The organism is Pseudomonas sp. NPDC087185, assembly GCF_044744955.1.
Classification (GTDB): Bacteria; Pseudomonadota; Gammaproteobacteria; order Pseudomonadales; family Pseudomonadaceae; genus Aquipseudomonas.
In genome coordinates this window covers 356,094-381,102 of record NZ_JBIUZK010000002.1, presented here as the reverse complement: position 1 = coordinate 381,102, position 25,009 = coordinate 356,094, and the positions used below count along the sequence as shown (strand labels likewise).

Here is a 25,009-nt window from a genome sequence, read left to right as displayed (position 1 = left end):
TCCTCAGGCGTTTTTGTTATCTGCATTCATCACAGGCTGCACTGGCCCACGCACCGCCACTCCACCAAGCGCGTAGTACAGCGCCCCGCCGAGCAACGACCCGGTAAACCAGCCATAGTCGTAGAACCAACTGAAACTGCTGTTGCCGATGGCCATCACGGTAAGCCCCACCGGCAGCGCAAAGGCCGCAAAACCTGCCCAGTTCCAGGCCGGGTACACGTCATCGCGGTACAGGCCGGCCAGGTCCAGCTTTTGACGACGGATCAGGAAATAGTCCACCACCATGATCCCGGCAATCGGCCCGAGCAGGCTGGAGTAGCCCAGCAACCAGTTGGAATAGACGCTTTCAAGGCTGAGGTCAGAGACGATCCAGCCGAGCTTCTTGAGCAGCTCGTGCCCCATCAGCAGCAAGCCGATAAAACCGGTCAGCCACACGGCGCGGCTACGCCCGATCAGGCGCGGGGCGATGTTCTGGAAGTCATTGGTCGGCGAGACGATATTGGCTGCGGTGTTGGTCGACAGCGTGGCAATCACGATCAGCGCCATGGCCAGCGCCACCCAGCCAGGGCTCTGGATCTTGCCAATCAGACTCACCGGGTCTGACACGGTTTCGCCCACCAGCGACGCCGAAGCCGCCGTCATCACCACGCCCAGCGCGGCAAACAGGAACATGGTCAGCGGCAGCCCGAATATCTGCCCCAGAATCTGGTCTTTCTGGCTCTTGGCGTAGCGGCTGAAGTCCGGAATGTTCAGCGACAGCGTGGCCCAGAAGCCGACCATTGCGGTGAGCCCTGCGCAGAAGTAACTGACCACGCTCGCCCCTTCCGGGCGCTTGGGCGGCTGCGCCAGCAGCTCGGTCATCGACATGTGCGGCAGCGCCCAGAACAGCAGGCCGAAGCCTACCGCCACCAGCAGGGGTGCCGACAGGGTTTCAAGCCACTTGATCGACTCGGCGCCGCGCAACACCACCCACAGGTTAAGTGCCCAGAACACCATGAAGCCGATCACTTCGCCGGTACCGCCCAAAGCTTTCCATTCAGGGAAGATCGAGCCCAGGAACAGGTGAATGGCCAACCCGCCGAACATCGTCTGGATACCAAACCAGCCGCAGGCAACCACCGCGCGGATCAGGCACGGCACGTTGGAGCCAATGATGCCGAACGAGGAGCGCAGCAGCACCGGAAAGGGAATGCCGTACTGGGTGCCGGGGAAGGCGTTGAGGGTGAGCGGGATCAACACGATCAGGTTGGCCAGCAGGATCGCCAGCAACGCCTCGCCCACGCTCAGGCCGAAGTAGGCCGTGAGCACGCCGCCGAGGGTATAGGTGGGCACGCAGATGGACATGCCCACCCACAGTGCAGTGATGTGCCATCTGTTCCAGGTGCGCTGATGCACCTTGGTCGGTGCGATGTCGTGGTTGTAGCGCGGGCTGTCGAGGACGTCACTGCCCGCGGACAGCTCGAACAGGCCATCCTGCTCGATCACTTCGGATCTGCTCTGTTGCATGGGGCCTTCTCCAGTTTTTTCTAATTGTTTGCTCATCGGGCTAACGCGATGGCCGGAGTACACACACCACCAGTACTGCTCCTCCGGTCCGGCCTGGCGGTTGTGGCCGTACTCAAATTGCGTGCCGGACAGGCCTGCGCCTGCCCGGCCGGCCGTCGCCGACCGGAGGTAATCAACTGATCTGCAAGGCTTATATCCGCTTCAGCCGAGGCTACGGTTACGCCATCGGCTGTCGCTCACAGCGCCACGGGCCGGCCCTGGCCGCTGCATCAGGTTTCAAACTGGTGCAGCCTGATTTTTCAGTGGCGCATCCGGCGCCTCTAAACCAGGTTTCAAGCAGCTGATTTTGCATGGAAAATCTTGACCAATTTGGCTTCTTGTCAAGTGCGTCAAAATGGTGAAGGGCCTCACCATTTTGGTGATTTTTGAAATTAATCGTTAAATATCAGACGCTTATTAAAGTTATAAGCTCATAAATTATTTTCTTGAACAATCCAAATTCAGCATCTAGATTTCAATCTTGTCAGGCCTGACAGGATTAACATTCAGCCGCCAGCCACTGACAGATAACAATTCAAGAACCGGCCCAGACCGGTCAGCCTGCGAGGAAGATGGCATGTCCCTGTTGATCCGTGGCGCCACCGTGGTTACGCACGAAGAGAGCTACCCCGCCGATGTCCTGTGTGTCGATGGGCAGATCCGTGCCATTGGCAAAGACCTCGACCCGCCCACCGACTGCGAGATCCTCGATGGCAGTGGCCAGTACCTGATGCCTGGCGGCATCGACCCGCACACCCACATGCAGCTGCCTTTCATGGGCACCGTGGCCAGTGAGGACTTCTTCAGTGGCACCGCTGCAGGGCTGGCAGGCGGCACCACCTCGATCATCGACTTCGTCATCCCCAACCCGCAGCAGTCGCTGCTGGAGGCCTTCCATACCTGGCGCGGCTGGGCGCAGAAAAGCGCATCCGATTATGGCTTCCACGTCGCCATCACCTGGTGGAGCGAGCAGGTCGCCGAGGAGATGGGCGAGCTGGTCAGCAAGCACGGGGTCAACAGTTTCAAGCACTTCATGGCCTACAAGAACGCCATCATGGCGGCCGACGACACCCTGGTGGCCAGCTTCGAGCGCTGCCTGCAGTTGGGCGCGGTGCCCACCGTGCACGCCGAGAACGGCGAGCTGGTCTACCACTTGCAGAAAAAGCTGCTTGCCCAGGGCCTGACCGGCCCGGAGGCACACCCGCTGTCGCGCCCGTCGCAGGTTGAAGGCGAAGCTGCCAGCCGCGCTATCCGCATCGCCGAAACCATTGGTACGCCGCTGTACGTGGTGCACATCTCCAGCCGCGAAGCGCTGGACGAGATCACCTATGCGCGGGCCAAGGGCCAGCCGGTGTACGGTGAGGTACTGCCGGGCCACCTGCTGATCGATGACAGCGTCTACCGCGACCCGGACTGGGCCACCGCCGCCGGCTACGTGATGAGCCCACCCTTCCGCCCGCGCGAGCACCAGGAAGCCCTGTGGCGCGGCCTGCAGTCGGGCAACCTGCACACCACTGCCACCGACCATTGCTGCTTCTGCGCCGAACAAAAAGCCATGGGCCGCAACGACTTCAGTCGCATCCCCAACGGCACGGCCGGTATCGAAGACCGCATGGCCGTGCTGTGGGACGCCGGGGTCAACAGTGGGCGCCTGTCGATGCAGGAATTCGTCGCACTGACTTCCACCAACACTGCGAAGATCTTCAACCTGTTCCCACGCAAGGGTGCCGTCCGCGTCGGCGCCGATGCCGACCTGGTGCTGTGGGACCCGCAGGGCACGCGCACTATCTCCGCGCAGACCCACCACCAACGGGTCGACTTCAACATCTTCGAAGGCCGCACCGTGCGCGGCATCCCCAGCCACACCATCAGCCAGGGCAAGCTGGTCTGGGCCGATGGCGACTTGCGCGCCGAGGCTGGCGCCGGTCGTTACGTGGAGCGCCCGGCCTACCCCTCGGTGTACGAGGTACTGGGCCGCCGCGCCGAGCAGCAGCGCCCGACACCCGTCCAGCGCTGAGCCACCCCGCTATGCCGTACCGGCCCCCAGAGGCCGGGCGGCGCCGTATTGCCGTTGACTGCCAAAACCAAAAAAGAAAAGAGAGGCTACAACCGTGATCGATGCCCTGAACCACTTGCCGCGCCCCCGGGCCGGCGCCGACCAGCTGGCCGAGCAATTTACCGACCTCGCGCCGCCGCTCACCGCCCGCCAGGCTGCCGTGGAGAGCGCACGTTGCTTGTACTGCTACGACGCGCCGTGCGTGAACGCCTGCCCGAGCGAAATCGACATTCCCTCGTTCATCCACCGCATCAGCGACGAAAACCTGCAAGGTGCCGCCGAACGCATTCTCTCGGCCAACATCCTGGGCGGCAGCTGCGCCCGTGTGTGCCCCACCGAAATCCTCTGCCAGCAGGCCTGCGTGCGCAACAACGCCCAGGAGTGCGCGCCGGTGCTGATCGGCCAGCTGCAGCGCTATGCCCTGGACAATGCCGGCTTCAGCGAACACCCGTTCAAGCGCTCGCCCGCCACGGGCAAGCGCATCGCCGTGGTCGGTGCCGGCCCGGCCGGGCTGTCTTGCGCCCATCGCCTGGCCATGCACGGCCATGACGTGGTGGTGTTCGAAGCCTGCGACAAGCCCGGTGGCCTGAACGAATACGGCATCGCCCGCTACAAGCTGGTGGACGACTACGCCCAGCGCGAAGTGGAATTTCTGCTCGGCATCGGCGGCATTGAAATCCGCCATGGCCAGCGCCTGGGTGGCAACCTCAGCCTGGCTGAACTGCGCGACCAGTACGCCGCCGTATTCCTCGGCCTCGGCTTGAACGCCGTGCGCCAGCTTGGCCTGCCAGAGGAAGAAGCCCCCGGCATGCTCGCCGCCACCGAATACATCCGCGAGCTGCGCCAGGCCGACGACCTTGCGCAACTGCCGCTGGCCGAGCGCTGCCTGGTCATTGGCGCGGGCAACACCGCCATCGACATGGCGGTGCAGATGAGCCGCCTGGGCGCCCACGACGTCAATCTGGTGTACCGCCGTGGCCACGCCGACATGGGCGCCACCGGGCATGAGCAGGACATCGCCAAGGCCAACCAGGTACGCCTGCATACCTGGGCGCGCCCCGACGCCGTGCTACTGGACGACAAAGGCCACGTGCGCGGCATGCGCTTCGCCCGCACCGAACTGGCAGACGGGCGCCTGCGCCACACCGGCGAGACCTTCGAGCTGGCCGCCGACGCCATCTTCAAGGCCATCGGCCAACGTTTCGACGAGCAAAGCCTCAGCGACCCGCTGGCCGCGCAACTGGCCCGCGACGGTGAGCGGATTCGCGTCGACGAGGGCATGCGCACCAGCGTACCGGGCATCTATGCCGGCGGCGACTGTACTGCCCTGGGCCAGGACCTCACCGTCCAGGCCGTGCAACACGGCAAGCTGGCGGCCGAAGCCATCCATGCCCAACTCATGCACAACGTGGAGGCTGCATAAATGGCCGACTTGTCTATCGTGTTCGCCGGCATCAAGGCACCCAACCCCTTCTGGCTGGCCTCCGCGCCGCCGACCGACAAGGCCTACAACGTGGTCCGCGCCTTCGAGGCAGGCTGGGGTGGCGTGGTCTGGAAAACCCTGGGCGAGGACCCGGCAGCGGTCAACGTGTCGTCGCGCTATTCGGCGCACTACGGCGCCAACCGCCTGGTACAGGGCATCAACAACATCGAGCTGATCACCGACCGTTCGTTGGAGATCAACCTGCGTGAAATCACCCAGGTGAAGAAGGACTGGCCTGACCGTGCACTGATCGTGTCGCTGATGGTGCCCTGCATCGAGGAATCGTGGAAGTTCATCCTGCCACTGGTGGAAGCCACCGGCGCCGACGGTATCGAGCTGAACTTCGGCTGCCCGCATGGCATGCCCGAACGCGGCATGGGCGCGGCAGTCGGCCAGGTGCCGGAGTATGTGGAGCTGGTCACCCGCTGGTGCAAGACGCATTGCTCGCTGCCGGTGATCGTCAAGCTCACGCCCAACATCACCGACATCCGCCAGTCGGCCCGCGCAGCCCATCGCGGCGGGGCGGATGCCGTGTCGCTGATCAACACCATCAACTCGATCACCAGCGTCGACCTGGACCGCATGGTCGCCCACCCGATCGTCGGCGACCAGAGCACCCATGGCGGCTACTGCGGCTCGGCTGTCAAACCCATCGCACTGAACATGGTCGCCGAAATCGCCCGCGACCCCGAGACACGCGGCCTGCCAATTTGCGGCATCGGTGGTATCGGCAACTGGCGCGATGCCGCAGAGTTCGTTGCCCTGGGCAGCGGCGCGGTGCAGGTGTGCACGGCGGCGATGCTGCATGGCTTTCGCATTGTCGAGGACATGAAGGACGGCCTGGCGCGCTGGATGGACCAGCACGGGCACCACAACCTGGAGGCCTTCCGCGGCCAGGCCGTGGGGCATACCACTGACTGGAAGTACCTGGACATCAACTACAAATCGGTGGCGCACATCGACCAGGATGCCTGCATCGGTTGCGGCCGCTGCCATATCGCCTGCGAGGACACCTCGCACCAGGCCATTGCCAGCACGTTGAACGCTGACGGCACGCATGCCTACAGCGTGATCGAGGACGAGTGCGTGGGCTGCAACCTCTGCCAGATCACCTGCCCGGTGGAGAACTGCATCGACATGGTGGCGCAGGATACCGGCAAACCCTACCTGAACTGGACCCAGGACCCGCGCAACCCCTACCGCGAAGCGAGCTGAAGCCTGCAGATTGCTGGGGCTGCTCTGCAGCCCCATTCATTCAAGGCTCCAGCCCGATCCCGCGCAGAATCACACAGGTCACCGTCTGCACCGCGCTTTCAAACGCCAGGTCCGACAGCGGTTCCCCGCCATTGAGCACCGCTACCTGATAACCGAAGTCGGCATAGTGCTGGGTCGACGCCCAGATCATGTACAGCAGCGCCGACGGCTCCACCGGCAGGATGCGCCCCTCCTCCACCCAGCGGCGGATTTTGTCTTCCTTCAACTTCGCCCAGGGCACCAGGCTGTCATCCAGGCTCACCCCGAGCAGCGGTGCGCCGTGCAGCATCTCTTCGGCCCAGATCTTCGAGCCCAGCGGCCGCGAGCGCGAATGGCCCATCTTCGCCCGGATATAACTGGTCAGCACCACCCGCGGGTCGTCGAAATTCTCGAAGCACAGGGCGTCCTGCTTCCACACATCCAGCAGGTCCTGAAGCACCGCACGGAACAGCTCGTCCTTGGTGCTGAAGTAGTAGTGCAGGTTGGAACGCGGCAACTCGGCCTGTTCGGCGATATCGCCCATGGAGGTGGCGCCGTAGCCTTTCTCGGCGAACACCTTTTCCGCCGCGACGAGAATCTTCTCGATATTGCGCCGACGGATTTCAATCTTGTGGTTGGCCATGGAGGGTCCAAAAACGGCGAGAACGGGTCAAGGCTAACAGTTTTGCGGACAACCGTGACCTAGCCAGATGCAGCGCCGAGGCGATAGCCTGGCGCATCACTGCAAGGGGCATGAAAAACGTCATGGTCGACCACGCGCAACTTCATCGAGACGGCTATGCGCTGCTGCGCGGAGCCATCCCCAAGCAATGGCTGGCAACGCTGCAAAGCGCGTTCGACGCAGGCGTCATACCGTCAGCGCAGTGGCCGGTGCCACGCGGGAATGACTGGCGGCATTCGCTGCTGGACCATGACCCGCAGGTCCAGGCAGTCTGCAGGTTGCCAGGGCTGTTGGCCGTGGCGGGCGAGCTGATCGGCGAACGGTTCTTCCTCGCCCAAGTGGAAGGCCGGGAACCTGTGGCCGGGGGTGGACATCAGCGGCTGCACCGCGACCTGTCCGCGCAACGCCCAGGCGACAGTGTCGGCGCCCTGGCCTTTCTCGACGACTACGGGCCCACCAATGGCGCGACCCGCATCGTTCCAGCCAGTCATCGGCAACGGCCCGGCGAACCGGCATTCGACTTCGACGACGAATCTCACAGCGAGCAGCTGTCAGGCGCAGCAGGGGATATTCTGGTCTTCGACTTCGACCTGGTGCACGCCGGCAGCCTGAACCTCACCGACGCCCGTCGGCGCACACTGCTGATCAGCTACTTCGCTGAATCGCTGCACGCAGCGCAGGCGCAGACAGCCAGCCTGCGCAATGTGCGGATGGCCACCGACGAGCGCTTCGACCCCCATCGAGGACCCGCGGCCGACCAGGCCTAGCCACACCGTGCCCGATCGCGTACCGGGCATTGCGCCCGGTGCAGGTTCAACGCCGTGTTGATGATGCCGATATGGCTGAACGCCTGGGGGAAATTGCCGAGCATACGTTGGCCGGCCGGGTCGTACTGCTCGGCCAGCAGGCCGACGTCGTTGCACAGCCCGGTCAGATGTTCGTACAACGCTTGCGCTTCATCCTGGCGCCCCAACAGCACGTAGACATCCGCCAGCCAGAACGAGCAGACCAGGAACGTGCCCTCCCCGGGCGTCAGCCCGTCACTGCAGCTGTCGCTGTCATAGCGCATCAGCAAACCGTTTTTCAGCAGGCGCTGCTCGATCTGCTCCAGGGTGCGTAAAAACCGACCATCCTCCACTGGCAAGAAGCCGGTCAGGGCGATTTGCAGCAGGCTGGCGTCCATCTCGGTAGAGCCGTAAGCCTGAACGAAATGCTGGCCGTGGGCATCCAGCCCGTGCTCGCACACCTCTTGGCGGATTTCGTCGGCCACCTGCCGGTAGTGCTGGCCGCGCTCACGCCCCTCTTCGGTGGTGTCGGCCAGCCCCGCCGCGCGGTCGAAGGCGACCCAGGCCATCACCTTGGAATGCACGAAATGCTGTCGGCCGCCGCGCACCTCCCAGATGCCTTCGTCCGGCTCGCGCCAGATGCGTTCGACGTACGGCAGGATAAGGCGCGAAATCGCCGCGCTGCGCGGGTGCCGCGGCAGCCCCCCCTTGATCGCCTGGGTCATGGCGTCGGCCAACTCACCGTAGATATCCAGCTGCATCTGCTGCGCGGCGGCATTGCCCACGCGCACCGGCTGGGAGTGCTCATAGCCGGCCAGCCACGGCAAGGTGTATTCCTGCAGGTCGCGCTCGCCGGCCAGGCCATACATGATCTGCATCTGCTCAGGGTTGCCGGCTACCGAGCGCAGCAGCCATTCGCGCCAGGCCTGGGCTTCGTCGAAGTAGCCGAGGTTCATGAATGCCAGCAGGGTCATGGTCGCGTCGCGCAACCAGCAGAAGCGGTAGTCCCAGTTGCGCTCGTGCCCGATGCTCTCGGGCAGCGAGGTGGTGACGGCGGCGACGATGCCGCCGGTGGGCGCATAGGTCATGGCCTTGAGGGTGAGCAACGAGCGGCGCACCTTGGCGCTGTGCGAGCCAACGTCAGGGCAGCGGGCAGCAAACGCCTGCCACTGGCCGGTGGTCTGTTCCAGCGCTTGTTCTATGCCGCAATCGGGCTGCACCGGCAGGTGCGAGAGCTGGTGGCGCAAGCTGAACACCTGGCGTTCACCGGCACGCACCCGAATGCGCGCGACGGTGTGGTGGTCGCGCGCATGCGACGGCACCGTGCTGCACAGGATCAGCCGGTCCGGGCCTGCGACGGCACTGAGGGTCAAGGGGTCGAGCTTTTCTACCCAGGGTACGCTGCGGCCATAGTCGAAGCGCATCACCAGGTCCATCTCGAAGTTGGTTTCGCCCGAAACACCCTCGACGATACGCACCACCGAATTGACGTCATTCAGCGGCATGAAGTCGAGCACCCGGGCGCGGCCGCTGGCGGTGACCCAGGTGGTTTCCAGGACCAGGGTGTCTTCCAGGTAGGCGCGGCTGACATGCTCGACAGGGTCGCTGGGGGCCAGGCGCCAGCGGCCGTTTTCTTCGTTGCCGAGCAGTGCGGCGAACACCGCAGGCGCGTCGAAGCGGGGCAGGCACAGCCAGTCGATGGAGCCGTCACGGCTGACCAGGGCGGCGCTGCGGCAGTTGCCGAGCAGGGCGTAGTCTTCGATGTGGGCGGGCATTGGATCTCCTCTGTGTCGCTGTCGGTACTGGCCTCTTCGCGGGACAAGCCCGCTCCCACAAGTTCCTTAGATTCACAAGGTTTGGTGCGATACCTGTGGGAGCGGGCTTGCCCCGCGAAGAGGCAGGCAGATTCACCCCAACCGGTGCCACTCACGCTTGTCGCGGGTCAGCAACTCATTGCCTGCCTCGGGCCCATCTTCACCGGCTGGGTACTCGTGCACCTCGCCGTCCTGCGCCCAGGCATCCAGAAACGGCTGCACCGCACGCCAGCCGTTCTCGATGTTGTCGGCGCGCTGGAACAACGTCTGGTCGCCGGTCAGGCAGTCATAGATCAACGTCTCGTAGCCGGTCGCCGGGGTCATCTTGAAGAAGTCCCTGTAGGCGAAGCCGAGCTCGACGTTTTCCATCACCAGCTCCGGCCCCGGCCGCTTGGCCTGCAGGTCGAACCACATGCCTTCGTTGGGCTGGATCTGGATTTTCAGGTAGTTGGGCTTTGGCCGCTCCAGCTCGGACTCGCGAAACTGCGCATAGGGCGCGGGCTTGAAGCAGATGGCGATCTCGGTGTCCCGCACGCTCATGCGCTTGCCGGTGCGCAGGTAGAACGGCACGCCGGCCCAACGCCAGTTGTCGATCATCACCTTGAGGGCAACGTAGGTTTCGGTCTGGCTGTCGGCCGCCACCCGATCCTCCTGGCGGTAGCCGGGCAAGGTCTTACGGCCCTGCTTGCCCGCGGTGTACTGGCCACGCACCGAATTTTTCAACGCCATCTTCGCCGACCACGGGCGGATCGCCCCGATTACCTTGGCCTTTTCGCCACGCACGGCATCAGCGCCAAAGGCTGCGGGTGGTTCCATGGCAACCATTGCCAGCAGCTGGAACAAGTGGTTGGGCACCATGTCGCGCAGGGCACCGGTGTTGTCGTAGAAGCCACCGCGGGTCTCGACGCCCACGGTCTCGGCGGCGGTGATCTGCACGTGATCGATGTAGTGGTTGTTCCAGAACGATTCGAACAGGCCGTTGGAAAAACGGCTGACCAGGATGTTCTGTACCGTCTCCTTGCCCAGGTAATGGTCGATGCGGTAGATCTGCCGCTCGCTCATCACCTTCAGCAGGCAGGCGTTGAGGGCCTCGGCGCTGGCCAGGTCGGTGCCGAAGGGCTTCTCCACCACGACCCGGCGAAAGCCGCCGGCAGACTCGTCGAGCAAGCCCGCCTCGCCCAGGCGCTGGGCCACTTCGGGGAAGAAGCGCGGCGAGGTGGCCAGGTAGAAAATGGCGTTGCCATGGCTGGTCTTGTCGATGCGTTTGGCCAGCGCCGCATAGGTGGCCGGGTCGAGGAAGTCACCCGTCTGGTAGTCCAGGCGCTTGGCCAGGCGCGCCCAGCGTTTCTCGTCCAGGCACGTGGCTGCGCCCTCACCGCCCTTGTCACGCTCACGCATGAAGTCGTGCAGGCGCTCCGCGAACGCCTCGGCGGTGGCGGCGTTATGGTCGACGCCAACGATGCGCAGGTTGCGGTCAAGCAAGCCGTCACGGCTGAGGTTGTAAAGCGCCGGCATTAGCAAGCGCTTGACCAGGTCACCGTTGGCACCGAACAGGAACAATGTGCAGGGCGGAGCAGCAGGTATGGTCTGTTTGCTCATTGGCCTTTTTTCTCGACGTGGCCACCGAAGCCCAGGCGCATGGCCGAGAGGATCTTGTCACCGTAGGTGCCTTGCTGCTGGCGCGAGCGGAAGCGGGCGAACAACGCGCTGGACAGCACCGGTACCGGCACGGCCTGTTCGACAGCGGCGTCGATGGTCCAGCGGCCCTCGCCACTGTCGGACACCGAGCCGCTGAATTGCGCCAGCTGCGGGTCGGCCACCAGGGCATCGGCGGTGAGGTCGAGCAGCCAGGACGTGACCACACTGCCGCGGCGCCAGACTTCGGCGATCTCGGCAACGTTCAGGTCGAAGCGCTGCGCCTCCGGCAATTCATCGCCGCCCTTGCTGCGCAGCAGGTCGAAGCCCTCGGCATAGGCCTGCATCAGGCCGTATTCGATACCGTTGTGCACCATCTTCACGTAGTGGCCGGCACCGGGCGGGCCGGCGTGGATGTAGCCGTGCTCGGCACGGTCATGTTCACCTTCGCGGCCCAGGGTGCGCGGGATGTCACCGACACCCGGCGCCAGTGCCTTGAACAGCGGCTCCAGGCGTTCGAAGACATCCTTTTCACCGCCGATCATCATGCAGTAGCCACGGTCCAGGCCCCACACACCGCCGGAGGTGCCGACGTCCAGGTAGTGCAGCCCACGCTTGGCCAGTTCAGCGGCGCGGCGCATGTCGTCCTTATAGAAGGTGTTGCCGCCGTCGATGATCGCATCGCCCGGCTCCAGCAGTTCGGCCAATTGCGCGATGGTCTGCTCGGTCGGTTCACCCGCCGGCAGCATCACCCACACTGCGCGCGGCGCTTTGAGTTTTTGCACCAGCGCACCCAGGTCGTGGGCCCCTTGGGCGCCCTCGCCTTCCAGTGCGGTGATGGCTTCACGGTTGCGGTCATTGACCACCGTGCGGTGACCAGCGCGCATCAGGCGCCTTGCAATATTGCCGCCCATGCGGCCCAGCCCGACGATTCCCAGTTGCATGAGCCGATGCTCCCTTTGAAAGAATGAATAACAACACAGTCCAGCAATTCAGATTAGTCCAGCACACCGCCCGAGGGTTCAGCGACGAACGGCGAGACAACGTTAAACAAAAAAGTTCCCATCAGCTGCGAAAGAATTCAGAATGCGCGCCGCGTGAAGCGACTACGCTTTAACTGTCACCAGCCAAAACCGCGAGGTGTATACATGGGTACCCTGATGCCTGCTACTCCCACCCAGACCCTCTATGTCTCCGTGCGCCGTGATGAACTGCGCAAATTGAAAGACGAACGTGAACAACTGCGGCAACAGGTCGCTCAGTTGCACATGCTGCTGGAGCAAGCCCGCTCCGGCGACAAGTCAGTTAGCCTCTGAAGGTTTTCTCCCGCGGTGGGGGCAACATGCTCCCACCCCAGCTAATCGGCCATGCACCACAGTAGGGCGTACCCCTCTCCCCCGCCACAAAACTGCACACCCCAAACCCTCCGCGCCCCACGCTCGAACACACCGTTCACATCCAGTCACACACGCCAACGTTTGCGTCTATCTCGCCTCATAACGAAAGTGACCAGTGGGTCACCTTTTTATCTCCGGCTCTCCTACACTCAGCTTTCGGCCCGCCATTTGCTCAGAGGAAGAGCGACGTAAAAAAGTCGAACTTTTGGAAACGGCGGCGGGTCAGCAACTAAGTGGGTCAAACGCAACGGGACGTCCCGCGCCACGGCTCACCACCCCTTCCCGTTCAATCGCCTTCGGCCGGAATACCGATCGCGCTGTGCCCGTGCGCACGAACCTGGGGCAAGGACCGCACTACGAAGTGACGCAATTAGAGATAACCAGAACGATATAGCGCAACGGGTGCCAGCACCCGGACACAACATAGGGACGGAGAGAAGTATGATCAGTGCCGCTGTCGAACCTCACGTAGATTCATTCAACCCGGAAAACCGCGAACCGCTCACCCCGGACTTCGCCACGACAGGCAAGGCACCCGGCGCCCAGCGCCAGCACAACCCGAACAAACGCAAGATCCTCTTCGTGACCTCGGAAATCGCCGACCTGGTCAAGACTGGCGGCCTGGGCGACGTATCCGCGGCCCTGCCACGGGCGCTGGCGCACCTGCACGATGTGCGCGTGCTGATCCCTGGCTACCGCCAGGTGATGGAAAGCGACAACCCCATCCATATCGTCGGCGAACTCGGTGGCCACGCTGCCCTGCCACCGTGCAAGATTGGCCGCATGGACATGGCTGATGGCCTGGTCATTTATGTGCTGATCTGCCCCGAACTGTACCAGCGCGACGGCACTCCCTATGGTGCCAACAACGGTCGTGACTGGCCCGACAACCACATCCGTTTCGCCCGCCTGGGCCTGGCGGCTGCCGAGATTGCCGCCGGCGAAGGCAAGATCCACTGGAAACCCGAAGTGGTGCACGCGCATGACTGGCCTGCTGGCTTGGCCCCGGCCTACATGCATTGGCGCGGGTTGAACACACCGACCCTCTTCACCATTCACAACCTGGCCTACCAGGGTGTGTACAGCCGCGCCTGCAGCCCGGAACTGGCAATCCCCGACCACGCCATGCAGCAGGAAGGCATGGAGTTCTACGGCAAACTGTCGTTCCTCAAGGCAGGCCTGGCTTACTCCAGCCACATCACCACGGTCAGCGCCACCTACGCCCGCGAAATCACCACGCCGGAATTCGGCTGCGGCCTGCATGGTTTCCTCGCCAGCAAGGCCCAGCAAGGCCTGTTGGGTGGCATCCCCAACGGCATCGACGAAAGCTGGGACTCGGCTACCGATCATCACCTGCAACACAACTTCAGCATCAATGACTGGGACGGCAAGGCGCGCAATGCCGAAGCAGTGCGCCGCCTGTTCGAACTCGAACCGTCCGAGGGCCCGCTGTTTGCGGTGGTCTCGCGCCTGGTGTTCCAGAAGGGCCTCGACCTGACCCTGGGTGTCGCCGATTACATCGTTGAACAGGGCGGCCAGATCGCGATCATCGGCCGCGGCGAGCCGGAAGAAGAACAGGCCATGAGTGCACTGGCCGTCCGTCACCCGGGCCGCATTGGCGTACGTATCGGCTTCAACGAAACCGACGCGCGGCGCATGTTCGCCGGCAGCGATTTCTTGCTGATGCCGTCACGCTACGAGCCGTGCGGCTTGAGCCAGATGTACGCGCAGCGCTTCGGTTCACTGCCTGTGGCGCGCAACACCGGCGGGCTGGCCGACACCATCGAAAATGGCGTGACCGGCTTTTTGTTCGACGAGTCCACGGTGGACAGCTACCGCGAGGCGCTCAGCCGTGCCTTCTATGTCTACGGCAAGAAGCACCTGCTCAACGCCATGCGTTGCCTGTCGATGACCCAGCCATTCAACTGGTGCCAGGCGGTCGAACCCTACGCCCGCCTCTACGAGGATCTGGTCAAACAGGCACAACTGAGCCACTACTGAGCGGGGTGGAAGATGCACAGGCATGGCGCACACCTGCTGGACGCCACGTCGGCGCGCTTCGCCCTGTGGGCGCCGGATGCGCGCAGCGTGAGCTTGGAACTGGAGCAGCAACCGCCGATCGAGCTGCTGCCTGCAGACAACGGCTGGTACACGGCAGTTGCCGCGTGCCAGGCCGGCGACCGGTATCACTACCGCATCGACGGTGAACTGCAAGTGGCCGACCCGGCCTCGCGCTACCAACCCGAGGGCGTGCAGGGGCCGAGCCAGGTGGTGGACACCCAGGCCTATGCCTGGCAACACCCATGGCAAGGCCGCCCCTGGCACGAAGCGGTCATTCAGGAACTGCATGTCGGTGTTCTCGAAGGTTACCCGGGCGTCGCCCAGCACCTGCCGCGCCTGGCCGAACTGGGTATCAGCGCCATCGAGCTGATGCCGCTTGGGCAGTTCCCCGGCGAACGCAACTGGGGCTATGACGGCGTGCTGCCCTATGCTCCGCAGCACAGCTATGGCAGCCCGGAGCAACTGTGCGCACTGGTCGACAAGGCCCACAGCCACGGCCTGATGGTGCTGGTGGACGTGGTCTACAACCACTTCGGCCCGGACGGCAACTACCTGCACCAGTACGCCAGCCCGTTCTTTCGCGAGGACCGGCAGACGCCCTGGGGCGCAGCCATCGATTTTCGCCGCGCCGAGGTGCGTGAGTTCTTTATCCAGAACGCGTTGATGTGGCTGTGCGAATACCGCTGCGATGGTTTGCGCCTGGATGCCGTGCACGCCATTGACCAGCCCGATTTTCTGGTCGAGCTGGCACAACGGGTGCGCGCCGCCGTGGAACCTGGCCGGCAGGTGTGGCTGGTGCTGGAGAACGAACACAACCAGGCCTCGTTGCTCGACCAGGGCTTCGACGCCCAGTGGAACGACGATGGCCATAACGCCCTGCACGTGCTGCTCACCGGCGAAACCGAAGGCTACTATGCCGACTACCAGGAGCAGCCGATCGACAAGCTGGCCCGCTGCCTGTCCGAAGGTTTCGTGTTCCAGGGCCAGGCCAACCGCCACGGCACGCCGCGTGGCGAACCCAGCGGGCACCTGGCGCCCAGCTCATTTGTATTGTTCTTGCAGAACCACGACCAGATCGGCAACCGCGCCCTGGGTGAACGCCTGACCCGCCTGTGCCCGCCCCCGGCCCTGCGCGCCGCCACCGGCCTGTTGCTGCTGTCGCCGATGATCCCGCTGCTGTTCATGGGCGACGATGACGGCAGTTGCCGGCCATTCCTGTTTTTCACCGACTTCCATGACGAACTGGCCGACGCCGTGCGCGAAGGCCGGCGCGGCGAGTTTGCGCACTTCACCGCCTTTGCCGACCCCGAGCAGCGCGAGCGCATCCCCGACCCCAACGCCGAACAGACCTTCCAGGCCTCGCGACCGCATCGCCAGGAGGTCATCGCCGGCTGGCACGGCCTTTATCAGCAGCTGCTCGAACTGCGCCGACGCCACGTCATCCCGCACCTGCCCGGCAGCCGCGCACTGGGCGCCGACGTGCTGGGCGACAAAGCACTGACGGCACGTTGGCGACTGGGCGACGGCAACACCTTGCGCATCGACCTGAACCTGGCTGCCACGCCGCAGCCGGTCGAACTGCCCGCTGCCGAACGACGGCTATTCGACAGCAGCGACACCACGCACCCCGACACCGCGCTGTCTGCTTACAGCTGCGTGGTCAGCTTGCTTGTACCTGGCCAGGAGCGCCCATGAGCGAAACCGCACTGCACCGTCTGGCCGCCCGTGTCGGGCTGGCCCGCGACTGGATCGACGCCAACAACCGTCCACAGCAGGTGACCGATGAAGTCCTGCGCAAAGTCCTCGAAGGCCTTGGCCACCCGGCCAGTGATGACAGTGCCGTCAACAGCAGCCTGCGGAGTGTGGAAACCGCCGAGGACAGCGAGCACCTGCCACCGCTGCTGACCGCCGACCTCGGCCAGCCCTTGGCCCTGAGGCGCTATTTCAGCGCTGGCAGCGCCGCCCACTGCACCCTCGAAGATGGCAGCAAATGCCGACTGACCCTCGACGCACAGGCACATTTGCCTGGCGAGCTGCCGATCGGATACCACCAAGTGGGCATCGACGGCCGCACGTTTACCCTCGCCGTAGCCCCTGCGCGCTGCCATAGCCTCGAAGACGCCGTCGGGCAGCCGACACCGCGCTGCTGGGGGCTGGCGGTGCAGCTTTACAGCCTGCGCCGCCCAGGTGATGGCGGCTTTGGCGACTGCCTGGCCCTTGAGCAATTGGCGCGCACCGCCGCCGAACGCGGCGCCGACGCCTTGGCGATCAGCCCGATCCATGCCCTGTCGGCCATCGACCAGCAGCATTACAGCCCCTACTCGCCGTCCAGCCGCCTGCTGCTCAACACGCTGTATGCCAGCCCAGCCGCCCTGCTGGGAGAACGCGCCGTACGCATGGCCATCGAGGGTTGCGGATTGGAGCAGACGCTCGAAGACCTGGAACAGCGCTCACTGGTCGACTGGCCGCGAGCCGCTGACGCGCGCCTGCGCCTACTCGAAGCCCTGTACCAGGATTTCAGCCTGGGCGATCACCCCCTGCGCAAGGATTTTGACAGTTTCCGCGAAGCCGGTGGCCAGGCCCTGGAACACCATTGCCGCTTCGAAGTGCTGCAAGCGCAAGCCGTGGACCACGGCCTGGGTGCCGACTGGCGCAACTGGCCCAGCGCCTGGCACGACCCCTACCACCCGGAAGTCGAGGCGTTTGCCAATGCGTATCCGGCCAAGGTCGAGTTTCACGCGTTCTGCCAGTGGCTGACCGAACGCAGCCTGCAACGTGCCCAGGACGCCGCGCGCGGTAATGGCATGGCAGTCGGCCTGATCGCCGACCTGGCGGTGGGCGCCGACGGGGCCGGCAGCCAGGCCTGGAGCCGCCAGGACGAGCTGCTGGCCAACCTCAGGGTCGGCGCACCGCCCGATATCCTCAACCGTGCCGGGCAGGACTGGGGCATCTGCGCCTTCTCCCCCGAAGGCCTCAAGCGCAACGGTTACCGCGCCTTAATCGAGATGCTGCGGGCCAACCTGGCGCATGCCGGCGGCCTGCGTATCGATCACGTCATGGGGCTGCGCCGTCTCTGGTTGATCCCCCGCGGCTGCAAGCCCAACGAAGGCGCGTACCTGCACTATCCGCTGGAAGACCTGCTGCGCCTGCTGGCCCTGGAGTCGGTGCGGCACGAGGCAATCATCCTTGGCGAAGACCTCGGCACCGTGCCCGAAGGCCTGCGCGAGCAGCTGGCCGACAAGGCCGTGCTGGGCATGCGCGTGCTGCCCTTCGAGCAAAGTCGGCCTGGCCATTTCAAACCGATCCTCGACTGGCCGGACAACGCCCTGGCCACCACCGGCACCCACGACCTGGCACCGCTGGCCGGCTGGCTGCAAAGCCGCGACATCGACTGGAGCCAACGCCTGCAACTGATCGACGCCGACACCGAACAGCACTGGCGCCAAGAGCGGCAGAAGGAAAGTGACGGCCTGCGCCGCACACTAGAAGCCAACTACGGCCCACAGAAGGACAACGACCACGTGATCGATGCCGCCATCCGCTACGTCGGCCACACCCGCGCACCACTGGTGCTGATCCCGCTGGAAGACCTGCTCGGCAGCGACGAACAACCCAACCTCCCCGGTACCACCGAGGGCCACCCCAACTGGCGTCGGCGTTTCGCCGCCCCGGTGCGCCACCTGCTCGATGACGAAGACGCCGCACGCCGCCTGGAGCTGCTGGCACAGGCCCGCGAACAAGCCTGGGAGCGTGACCGATGAAACCGTTGACCGCCACCCAGCGCCTGCAATTTCACAGCGACTTCACCCTCGACCATGCCCTGCCACTGGTGCCCTACTTTGCCCAGCTGGGCATCAGCCACCTGTATGCCTCGCCGATCCTCAAGGCACGTGCTGGCTCGCGCCACGGTTATGACGTGGTCGACCCGACCCAGGTCAACCCGGAACTGGGCGGCGAGGCAGCCCTGGTGCGGCTGGTGGCCGCGTTGCGCCAGCACGGCATGGGGCTGATCCTCGACACCGTGTCCAACCACATGGCCGTCGGCGGCGCCGACAACCCGTGGTGGCAAAGCCTGCTGGCATGGGGGCGGCGCAGCCCCTACGCCGAATTCTTCGATATCCAGTGGCACTCCAGCGACCCGCTGCTGGCTGGCCAGTTGTTGCTGCCCTTTCTCGGCAGCGACTATGGCGTTGCATTGAAAAACGGCGAGATCCCGCTGCAGTTCGATCATCAGCACGGTGTGTTGCAGGTCGCTCATTACGACCACCGCTTCCCGATCTGCCCGATCGACTACGGCTGGATCCTGTCCCTGAGCCCGGAGCCTGCGCTGAAGTACCTGGCAGAGCATTTCACGGCGCTGGGCGATGCGGCCGAGCCACTGGCCACCGCCGTAGATCTGCAGCGTGAACTGGCACGGCTGGTGCGCGATGGCGCTGACCTTGAATCCGCATTGGTGGCCTTCGACAGCCGCAGCGAAAACGGCCTGAATCGCCTGCACCTGCTGCTCGAACGCCAGACGTACCGTCTGGCCAGCTGGCGCACCGCCGCCGACGACATCAACTGGCGGCGGTTCTTCGACATCAACGAGCTGGGCGGCCTGCGCGTAGAGCGCTCGGTGGTATTCGAGGCGACCCACGCCAAGCTGTTCGAGCTGATCGAACGCGGCCTGGTGGATGGCCTGCGCATCGACCATATCGACGGCCTGGCCGACCCGCGCGGTTATTGCCGCAAGCTGCGCCGCAGGGTCGAGGGGCTGCTCGCCAAGCGCCCGGTGAATGCGGCGCTGGAGCACTTCCCGATCTACGTCGAGAAGATCCTTGGCGTCGACGAGCACCTGCACCGCGACTGGCTCACCGACGGCACCACCGGCTACGAGTTCATGAACCAAGTCTCCTTGCTGCAGCATGACCCGGCCGGCGAAGCGCCGCTGACCGAGCTGTGGGCCACTGTCAGCGAACGCCCAGACTTCGCCGAGGAGGTACGCCAAGCCCGCCACCTGGTGCTCAATGCAAGCCTGGCCGGCGATTGCGAGTCGGTGGCCCAGGCGCTGCTGCAGGTCGCCCGCGACGACCTGATGACCCGCGACCTGACCCTTGGCGCGATCCGCCGGGCGTTGCAGGCACTGGTCACGCATTATCCGGTGTACCGCACGTACTTCAACGCCTGCGGGCGCCCGGCGGAGGATGAGAAGTTCTTCCAGGAAGCCCTGACCAACGCCCGCCGGGACCTCGGCGAAGCCGACTGGCCGCTGCTGGACCAGCTCGAACAATGGCTCGGCGGCGAGCCTTGGCGCAAGCTGCCGCCAGGCCGCCCACGCAAGCACTTGCGCCATGCCTGTGTACGCTTCCAGCAGCTCACCGCCCCCAGCGCCGCCAAGGCCGTGGAAGACACCGCCTTCTACCGCTCGGCGCGGCTGCTGTCACGCAATGATGTCGGTTTCGAGGCCGAGCGCTTCAGTGCTACCCCCGAGTACTTCCACAACGAAGCCCAGCGCCGCCTGCGCGACTTCCCCGACAACTTGCTGGCCACCGCCACCCACGACCACAAGCGCGGCGAAGACACCCGTGCACGGCTGGCGGTATTGAGTGAACGTGGGCCCTGGTTCGCCAGCCGCGTGGAGCACTGGCGCGAGCTGGCCGCGCCCTTGCGCGAGCAACTGGACGACGGCCCGGCACCAAGCCCGGGCGACGAGTTGCTGCTGTTGCAGACGCTGCTGGGCAGTTGGCCGCTGGCGCTTGACCTGCACGACGACAACGCCTTGAAGCCGTACGCCGAACGCGTTCGCCAATGGCAGCAGAAGGCCCTGCGCGAGGCCAAGCTGCGCAGCAGCTGGAGCGCACCGAACGAGGCCTACGAGGCCGCGTGCGCCGCCTATGTCGACGGCCTGCTGCTGGACCGCGAGAACCAGCAACTGCGCCAGTCGCTGGCCGATGCTGCGCAACTGATCGCTTGCCCCGGCGCCCTCAATGGCCTCGTTCAGGCGCTGCTGCGCACCACTGTGCCGGGCGTTCCGGACCTGTATCAGGGCAACGAATACTGGGATTTCAGCCTGGTCGACCCGGACAACCGCCGCGCCGTGGACTACGCTTGCAGGCGGCGCACGCTGGACGACGCAACCCCCGCCGCAGAGCTGCTCGCGCACTGGCGTGACGGCCGCATCAAGCAGGCCTTGCTGGCCCGTGTGCTGGATTGTCGCCAGGCCCACGCCGAGCTGTTCCGGCGCGGTGCCTACCTGCCACTGACCGTGCAGGGCCGGCATGCCGACAAGGTGTTGGCATTCGCCCGGCTGGGTGAAGAACACCGCGCCATCGTCGTCGCCCCACGCCTGGCCAGTGACCTGCTGGGCGGCGCTGCTACACCGTTGATCCCGGCACAGAACTGGGACGACACCCGGGTAATTCTGCCGTTTGCCTTGTCGCCTGCCAACTCGACGGGACTTTTCTCCAACGCGGTGGTCAGCCCTTCAAAGGAGCTGATGTTAAGCGCCGTGCTGTCGGAATTTCCGGTCAATGTGTTGATACAACAATCTTGAGCATCAGGAGCATCATGATGAGTGTCGATGAAAAACGTATCCGCGAATTTGCCTACCAGATCTGGGAGTCTGAAGGTAAGCCTGCTGGCGAGGAAGAGCGCCACTGGGACATGGCCCGCAAGCTGGCCGAGGCCGAAGCGCTAGCCCCCAAGGCAGCGCCGCGCAAGAAAGCAGCGGCCAAGCCCAAGGCGCCTGCAGAACCCAAGGCGGCAGCACTGCCCGGGGTAAAACCAGCAGCAGCCAAGAAGCCTCGGGCGGTGAAAAAACCGACTGCGGGCTGAGCCAGCAAGGGCCTCTTCGCGGGCAAGCCCGCGCCCACAACACCGCCCTGCCCTCAGGCGTGGTGGGGTGTGTACGGGAGCGGGCTTGCCCCACGAAGAGGCCACCCCTGAGATACCGCTGATCCCCTTCCCCACGGCCATCCGAGGACTGCCATGAGCCCCCGCACCCCCAAGAAAACCCGCTCCATCGCCCCATCCCGCCTGCGCGAGGGCATGCCGTTCCCGCTCGGCGCCACTTGGGATGGCCTGGGGGTCAATTTCGCCCTGTTCTCGGCCAACGCGACCAAGGTCGAACTGTGCCTGTTCGACTCCACCGGCGAGCAGGAAATCGAGCGCATCGAACTGCCCGAATACACCGACGAGATCTACCACGGCTACCTGCCCGACGCCCATCCGGGCCTTGTCTATGGCTACCGCGTCTACGGCCCCTACGAGCCGGAGAACGGCCACCGCTTCAACCCCAACAAACTGCTGATCGACCCCTACGCCAAGCAACTGGTCGGCAGCCTGAAGTGGTCCGAGGCGCTGTTCGGCTACACCATCGGCCACCCCGACGGCGACCTGTCGTTCGACGAGCGCGACAGCGCGCCCTTCGTGCCCAAGTGCAAGGTCATCGACCCGGCATTCACCTGGGGCCGCGACCAGCGCGTGCAGATCCCGTGGGAGCGCACGATCATCTACGAAGCGCATGCCCGCGGGATCAGCATGCGCCACCCGGCTGTGCCGGAAGAACTGCGCGGCACCTTTGCCGGCCTGGCCAACGACGAGCTGCTCAAGCACATCAAGGACCTTGGCGTGTCGAGCATCGAGCTGCTACCGATTCATGCCTTCGTCAACGACCAGCACCTGCTGGACAAAGGCCTGAACAACTACTGGGGCTACAACAGCATCGCCTTCTTCGCGCCGCACCCGCGCTACCTGGCCAGCGGCAAGATCGCCGAGTTCAAGGAGATGGTCGCGCACCTGCACGATGCAGGCCTTGAGGTGATCCTCGATGTGGTCTACAACCATACCGCCGAAGGCAACGAGCGTGGCCCGACGCTGTCCATGCGCGGCATCGACAACGCCTCGTACTACCGGCTGATGCCCGATGACAAGCGTTACTACATCAACGATTCCGGCACCGGCAACACCCTCGACCTCAGCCACCCGTGCGTGCTGCAGCTGGTCACCGACTCGCTGCGCTACTGGGCCGGCGAGATGCACGTGGACGGCTTTCGCTTCGACCTCGCGACCATCCTTGGCCGTTACCACGACGGCTACAGCGAACGCCATGGCTTCCTCGTCGCCTGCCGCCAGGACCCGATGCTCAGCCAGGTCAAACTGATCGCAGAACCCTGGGACTGTGGCCCCGGCGGCTACCAGGTGGGCAATTTCGCACCCGGCTGGGCTGAATGGAACGACCGCTTCCGCGACACGGCCCGCGCCTTCTGGAAAGGCGACGAAGGCCAGCTGGCGGACTTCGCCTCGCGCATGACTGCCTCAGGCGACATGTTCAACAACAGGGGCCGGCGACCGCATTCATCGGTCAATTTCATTACCGCGCACGACGGCTTTACCCTGCGCGACCTGGTGTCGTACAACAGCAAGCACAACGAAGACAACGACGAGAACAACCAGGACGGCACCGACAACAACCTGTCGTGGAATTGCGGCGTCGAGGGCCCTACCGACGATCCTGAAATCAACGCCCTGCGTATGCGCCAGATGCGCAACTATTTCGCTACCCTGCTACTGGCCCAGGGCACGCCGATGATCGTCGCCGGGGACGAGTTCAGCCGTACCCAGCACGGCAACAACAATGCCTATTGCCAGGACAGCGAAATCGGCTGGGTGAACTGGGACCTGGATGAGGACGGCAAGGACCTGCTGGCCTTCGTCAAACGCCTGACCCGCCTGCGCCTGGCCTACCCCGTGCTACGCCGCTCACGCTTCCTGGTCGGCGACTACAACGAGGCGATCGGGGTCAAGGACGTGACCTGGCTGGCGCCGGATGGCAGCGAGATGAGCGTGGAGCAGTGGGAAGACCCGCACGGGCGCTGTTTAGGTATGCTGATCGATGGGCGGGCGCAGGTCAGTGGGATCGCCCGGCCTGGGTCGGAGGCGACGGTGCTGCTGATCGTCAATGCGCATCACGATGTGGTGCCGTTCCTATTGCCCGTGGTGCCGGAGGGCGATTACTGGAGCTGCCTGGTGGATACCGACCGACCAGAGCTGCGCAAAGGGCAGCATCTGCAGTTCGAGACCACATTCGAGGTCAAAGGGCGCTCGTTCCTGTTGATGGTGTTGCAGCGCGAGGAAGAATGACCAACGGCGCACGCCAGCGAGGATACGGGCTAGGCTATTGGCCAGGCGCCGCCGCCGACCGGGATCGACGCAGTCACGGGACAGCGCAGGTGGGTTTCAGGCTGCTGCGCCCTTTGCTGGGGAATGCACCGCCATGGAAGCCTCGCCGATGAAGCGCTTCAACTTCTCCAACTCTGCCTTGGCATTGGCATGGTGCTTTTCGTAGCGCGATTGCCGTATCCAATGCGCAGGGTTGGTGGGGTGGTTGAGCACTTCCACGCCTATCTCCCGTGGGCCCGATGGCATGCACAGCAGGTCGTGATACTGCCGCAACCTGCCACGTGTCCTGAACGCAGTGCGGATTCGGGCATCCAGCGTTTCAATCACATGCTCGGCCCTCCACAACCCCACCTGCAGTTGCCGAACCACGTCGGGTTTTGAAGTGTTTTTCACCTTCAGCAGGTCTTTGCCATGGTTGAAGGCCCACACAATCGGCGCAGACACGGGAGGCGCAGCAGTGCCCACGGCCGCCAGGCCTTGATTGATGAGCCTGTTTCCCACATCGTCAATGAGCACGTCCCTGGCCTCGTTGAAGTAGTACGTAGCACTGGCCATTTTCCCGAACATCCCTCGGGATAGCCCTTCGATTTTCTTTCCCGGATCGGTATCTGGCATCACGGTGTAGCCTGGCAGAAAGGTATCCGCAGCGGTCGCGGCCAGGTAGCCGCCTGATAATGTGCCCACCACAGGCACAATCGAACCTGCCGCTGCACCGCCCAGGCCGGCAGCCGAGACCAGCGCGCGCTTGGTCATGCTTCCCGCGACGCTGATGGCCACCGTGGCACGTTTACAGGATAGAAAACACTCGGTTTCAATCCGGCAATCGCGCAGTATGTTGGCCGCTGCCCTGATGGCCTGGTACTCATGATGAATGCCTGCGGCGGGCAACTTCGTTGCATTTCTTGCTGCCGCGAGTGGCTTTTGTCGAGGGGCGTGCGGGAAGGGTTTCATCGTTCTGACTCCTTGCCATTGAGGGCAGCCTTAGCGCTGACAGTGGGAAAAGGAGCTGTATCATCTGCTTGTTTCATGGGCCGGGTAAGTCGGCGTCATCACAGCGTTCTGAACGAAAATTCGCAGCATCAGGCAATAGCCATGCGCAGCGGATTCTGGAGTACAAAACTTGGCGGCACCTTTCCGATCATCTGCAACTGGCCCAATA

The 25,009-nt window shown here is 64.3% G+C and carries 17 protein-coding genes; 11 read left to right on the top strand and 6 right to left on the bottom strand.

Features of this window, described 5'->3' with window-relative positions:
• Nucleotides 1–3: 3 nt before the first annotated feature.
• Nucleotides 4–1,506 (bottom strand): NCS1 family nucleobase:cation symporter-1, encoded by a 1,503-nt coding sequence (locus ACIPIJ_RS06990; RefSeq protein WP_401074220.1) that lies wholly within the window; start codon nucleotides 1,504–1,506, stop codon nucleotides 4–6.
• A 616-nt stretch (nucleotides 1,507–2,122) separates the two neighbouring features.
• On the opposite strand from ACIPIJ_RS06990, the gene hydA reads away from it, so the two are divergent.
• From hydA to preA, 3 genes are all read left to right on the top strand, one after another.
• Entirely contained in the window at nucleotides 2,123–3,562 is a 1,440-nt protein-coding gene (gene hydA / locus ACIPIJ_RS06985) for a dihydropyrimidinase (protein ID WP_401074218.1), read from the top strand.
• Nucleotides 3,563–3,656: 94 nt separating this feature from the next.
• Complete coding sequence (locus tag ACIPIJ_RS06980; protein ID WP_401074216.1) at nucleotides 3,657–5,024, top strand: NAD(P)-dependent oxidoreductase; 1,368 nt, start codon at nucleotides 3,657–3,659, stop codon at nucleotides 5,022–5,024.
• Nucleotides 5,025–6,299 carry an NAD-dependent dihydropyrimidine dehydrogenase subunit PreA gene (gene preA, locus ACIPIJ_RS06975; RefSeq protein ID WP_401074214.1) on the top strand — a complete coding sequence of 425 codons (1,275 nt, stop codon included), beginning with the start codon at nucleotides 5,025–5,027 and terminating at the stop codon, nucleotides 6,297–6,299.
• A 40-nt stretch (nucleotides 6,300–6,339) separates the two neighbouring features.
• Here preA and ACIPIJ_RS06970 read toward each other — a convergent pair whose 3' ends face one another.
• Nucleotides 6,340–6,960 (bottom strand): TetR/AcrR family transcriptional regulator, encoded by a 621-nt coding sequence (locus ACIPIJ_RS06970; RefSeq protein ID WP_401074212.1) that lies wholly within the window; start codon nucleotides 6,958–6,960, stop codon nucleotides 6,340–6,342.
• Nucleotides 6,961–7,082: 122 nt separating this feature from the next.
• On the opposite strand from ACIPIJ_RS06970, the gene ACIPIJ_RS06965 reads away from it, so the two are divergent.
• Nucleotides 7,083–7,766, top strand: coding sequence for a phytanoyl-CoA dioxygenase family protein (locus tag ACIPIJ_RS06965; RefSeq protein WP_401075711.1), 684 nt, complete (start codon nucleotides 7,083–7,085; stop codon nucleotides 7,764–7,766).
• On the opposite strand, the gene ACIPIJ_RS06960 is transcribed toward ACIPIJ_RS06965, so the two are convergent.
• The 3 genes from ACIPIJ_RS06960 to gnd all read right to left on the bottom strand — a co-directional run bounded on the left by ACIPIJ_RS06960 (nucleotide 7,763) and on the right by gnd (nucleotide 12,177).
• A complete protein-coding gene (locus ACIPIJ_RS06960; RefSeq protein ID WP_401074209.1) occupies nucleotides 7,763–9,559 on the bottom strand; it encodes a glycoside hydrolase family 15 protein in 1,797 nt (598 codons plus the stop codon). The two genes, ACIPIJ_RS06965 and ACIPIJ_RS06960, sit on opposite strands and share 4 nt — an antisense overlap.
• 132 nt (nucleotides 9,560–9,691) lie before the next feature.
• The gene (zwf, locus tag ACIPIJ_RS06955) at nucleotides 9,692–11,197 is read right to left on the bottom strand and encodes a glucose-6-phosphate dehydrogenase (protein ID WP_401074207.1); all 1,506 of its coding nucleotides are present in this window, start codon (nucleotides 11,195–11,197) and stop codon (nucleotides 9,692–9,694) included.
• Nucleotides 11,194–12,177 (bottom strand): phosphogluconate dehydrogenase (NAD(+)-dependent, decarboxylating), encoded by a 984-nt coding sequence (gnd, locus tag ACIPIJ_RS06950; protein ID WP_401074204.1) that lies wholly within the window; start codon nucleotides 12,175–12,177, stop codon nucleotides 11,194–11,196. Before gnd ends, zwf begins: the two co-directional genes overlap by 4 nt.
• Before the next feature lie 204 nt (nucleotides 12,178–12,381).
• Here gnd and ACIPIJ_RS06945 point away from each other — a divergent pair, with 204 nt between their 5' ends.
• The 7 genes from ACIPIJ_RS06945 (at nucleotide 12,382) to glgX (ending at nucleotide 23,811) form a co-directional block, all read left to right on the top strand.
• On the top strand, nucleotides 12,382–12,549 hold the full coding sequence (locus tag ACIPIJ_RS06945) for a DUF6026 family protein (RefSeq protein WP_236193566.1): 168 nt from the start codon (nucleotides 12,382–12,384) through the stop codon (nucleotides 12,547–12,549).
• A gap of 522 nt (nucleotides 12,550–13,071) precedes the next feature.
• Nucleotides 13,072–14,631 (top strand): glycogen synthase GlgA, encoded by a 1,560-nt coding sequence (gene glgA / locus ACIPIJ_RS06940; RefSeq protein WP_401074202.1) that lies wholly within the window; start codon nucleotides 13,072–13,074, stop codon nucleotides 14,629–14,631.
• 12 nt (nucleotides 14,632–14,643) lie between these two features.
• Nucleotides 14,644–16,386 carry a malto-oligosyltrehalose trehalohydrolase gene (gene treZ / locus ACIPIJ_RS06935; RefSeq protein WP_401074200.1) on the top strand — a complete coding sequence of 581 codons (1,743 nt, stop codon included), beginning with the start codon at nucleotides 14,644–14,646 and terminating at the stop codon, nucleotides 16,384–16,386.
• On the top strand, nucleotides 16,383–18,452 hold the full coding sequence (gene malQ, locus ACIPIJ_RS06930; RefSeq protein ID WP_401074198.1) for a 4-alpha-glucanotransferase: 2,070 nt from the start codon (nucleotides 16,383–16,385) through the stop codon (nucleotides 18,450–18,452). Before treZ ends, malQ begins: the two co-directional genes overlap by 4 nt.
• On the top strand, nucleotides 18,449–21,223 hold the full coding sequence (locus ACIPIJ_RS06925; protein WP_401074196.1) for a malto-oligosyltrehalose synthase: 2,775 nt from the start codon (nucleotides 18,449–18,451) through the stop codon (nucleotides 21,221–21,223). Before malQ ends, ACIPIJ_RS06925 begins: the two co-directional genes overlap by 4 nt.
• Before the next feature lie 14 nt (nucleotides 21,224–21,237).
• Nucleotides 21,238–21,504, top strand: coding sequence for a DUF2934 domain-containing protein (locus ACIPIJ_RS06920; protein ID WP_401074193.1), 267 nt, complete (start codon nucleotides 21,238–21,240; stop codon nucleotides 21,502–21,504).
• 153 nt (nucleotides 21,505–21,657) lie between these two features.
• Complete coding sequence (gene glgX / locus ACIPIJ_RS06915) at nucleotides 21,658–23,811, top strand: glycogen debranching protein GlgX (protein ID WP_401074191.1); 2,154 nt, start codon at nucleotides 21,658–21,660, stop codon at nucleotides 23,809–23,811.
• 96 nt (nucleotides 23,812–23,907) lie between these two features.
• Here glgX and ACIPIJ_RS06910 read toward each other — a convergent pair whose 3' ends face one another.
• Nucleotides 23,908–24,801 carry a hypothetical protein gene (locus tag ACIPIJ_RS06910; RefSeq protein ID WP_401074188.1) on the bottom strand — a complete coding sequence of 298 codons (894 nt, stop codon included), beginning with the start codon at nucleotides 24,799–24,801 and terminating at the stop codon, nucleotides 23,908–23,910.
• Nucleotides 24,802–25,009 lie beyond the last annotated feature (208 nt).

Excerpts from the sequence above, each read along its gene's own strand:
- ACIPIJ_RS06990 (WP_401074220.1), bottom strand. The coding sequence starts at position 1,506 with ATGCAACAGAGCAGATCCGAAGTGATCGAGCAGGATGGCCTGTTCGAG.
- hydA (WP_401074218.1), top strand. The coding sequence starts at position 2,123 with ATGTCCCTGTTGATCCGTGGCGCCACCGTGGTTACGCACGAAGAGAGC.
- preA (WP_401074214.1), top strand. The coding sequence starts at position 5,025 with ATGGCCGACTTGTCTATCGTGTTCGCCGGCATCAAGGCACCCAACCCC.
- ACIPIJ_RS06970 (WP_401074212.1), bottom strand. The coding sequence starts at position 6,960 with ATGGCCAACCACAAGATTGAAATCCGTCGGCGCAATATCGAGAAGATT.
- ACIPIJ_RS06965 (WP_401075711.1), top strand. The coding sequence starts at position 7,083 with ATGGTCGACCACGCGCAACTTCATCGAGACGGCTATGCGCTGCTGCGC.
- ACIPIJ_RS06960 (WP_401074209.1), bottom strand. The coding sequence starts at position 9,559 with ATGCCCGCCCACATCGAAGACTACGCCCTGCTCGGCAACTGCCGCAGC.
- zwf (WP_401074207.1), bottom strand. The coding sequence starts at position 11,197 with ATGAGCAAACAGACCATACCTGCTGCTCCGCCCTGCACATTGTTCCTG.
- gnd (WP_401074204.1), bottom strand. The coding sequence starts at position 12,177 with ATGCAACTGGGAATCGTCGGGCTGGGCCGCATGGGCGGCAATATTGCA.
- ACIPIJ_RS06945 (WP_236193566.1), top strand. The coding sequence starts at position 12,382 with ATGGGTACCCTGATGCCTGCTACTCCCACCCAGACCCTCTATGTCTCC.
- glgA (WP_401074202.1), top strand. The coding sequence starts at position 13,072 with ATGATCAGTGCCGCTGTCGAACCTCACGTAGATTCATTCAACCCGGAA.
- treZ (WP_401074200.1), top strand. The coding sequence starts at position 14,644 with ATGCACAGGCATGGCGCACACCTGCTGGACGCCACGTCGGCGCGCTTC.
- malQ (WP_401074198.1), top strand. The coding sequence starts at position 16,383 with ATGAGCGAAACCGCACTGCACCGTCTGGCCGCCCGTGTCGGGCTGGCC.
- ACIPIJ_RS06925 (WP_401074196.1), top strand. The coding sequence starts at position 18,449 with ATGAAACCGTTGACCGCCACCCAGCGCCTGCAATTTCACAGCGACTTC.
- ACIPIJ_RS06920 (WP_401074193.1), top strand. The coding sequence starts at position 21,238 with ATGATGAGTGTCGATGAAAAACGTATCCGCGAATTTGCCTACCAGATC.
- glgX (WP_401074191.1), top strand. The coding sequence starts at position 21,658 with ATGAGCCCCCGCACCCCCAAGAAAACCCGCTCCATCGCCCCATCCCGC.
- ACIPIJ_RS06910 (WP_401074188.1), bottom strand. The coding sequence starts at position 24,801 with ATGAAACCCTTCCCGCACGCCCCTCGACAAAAGCCACTCGCGGCAGCA.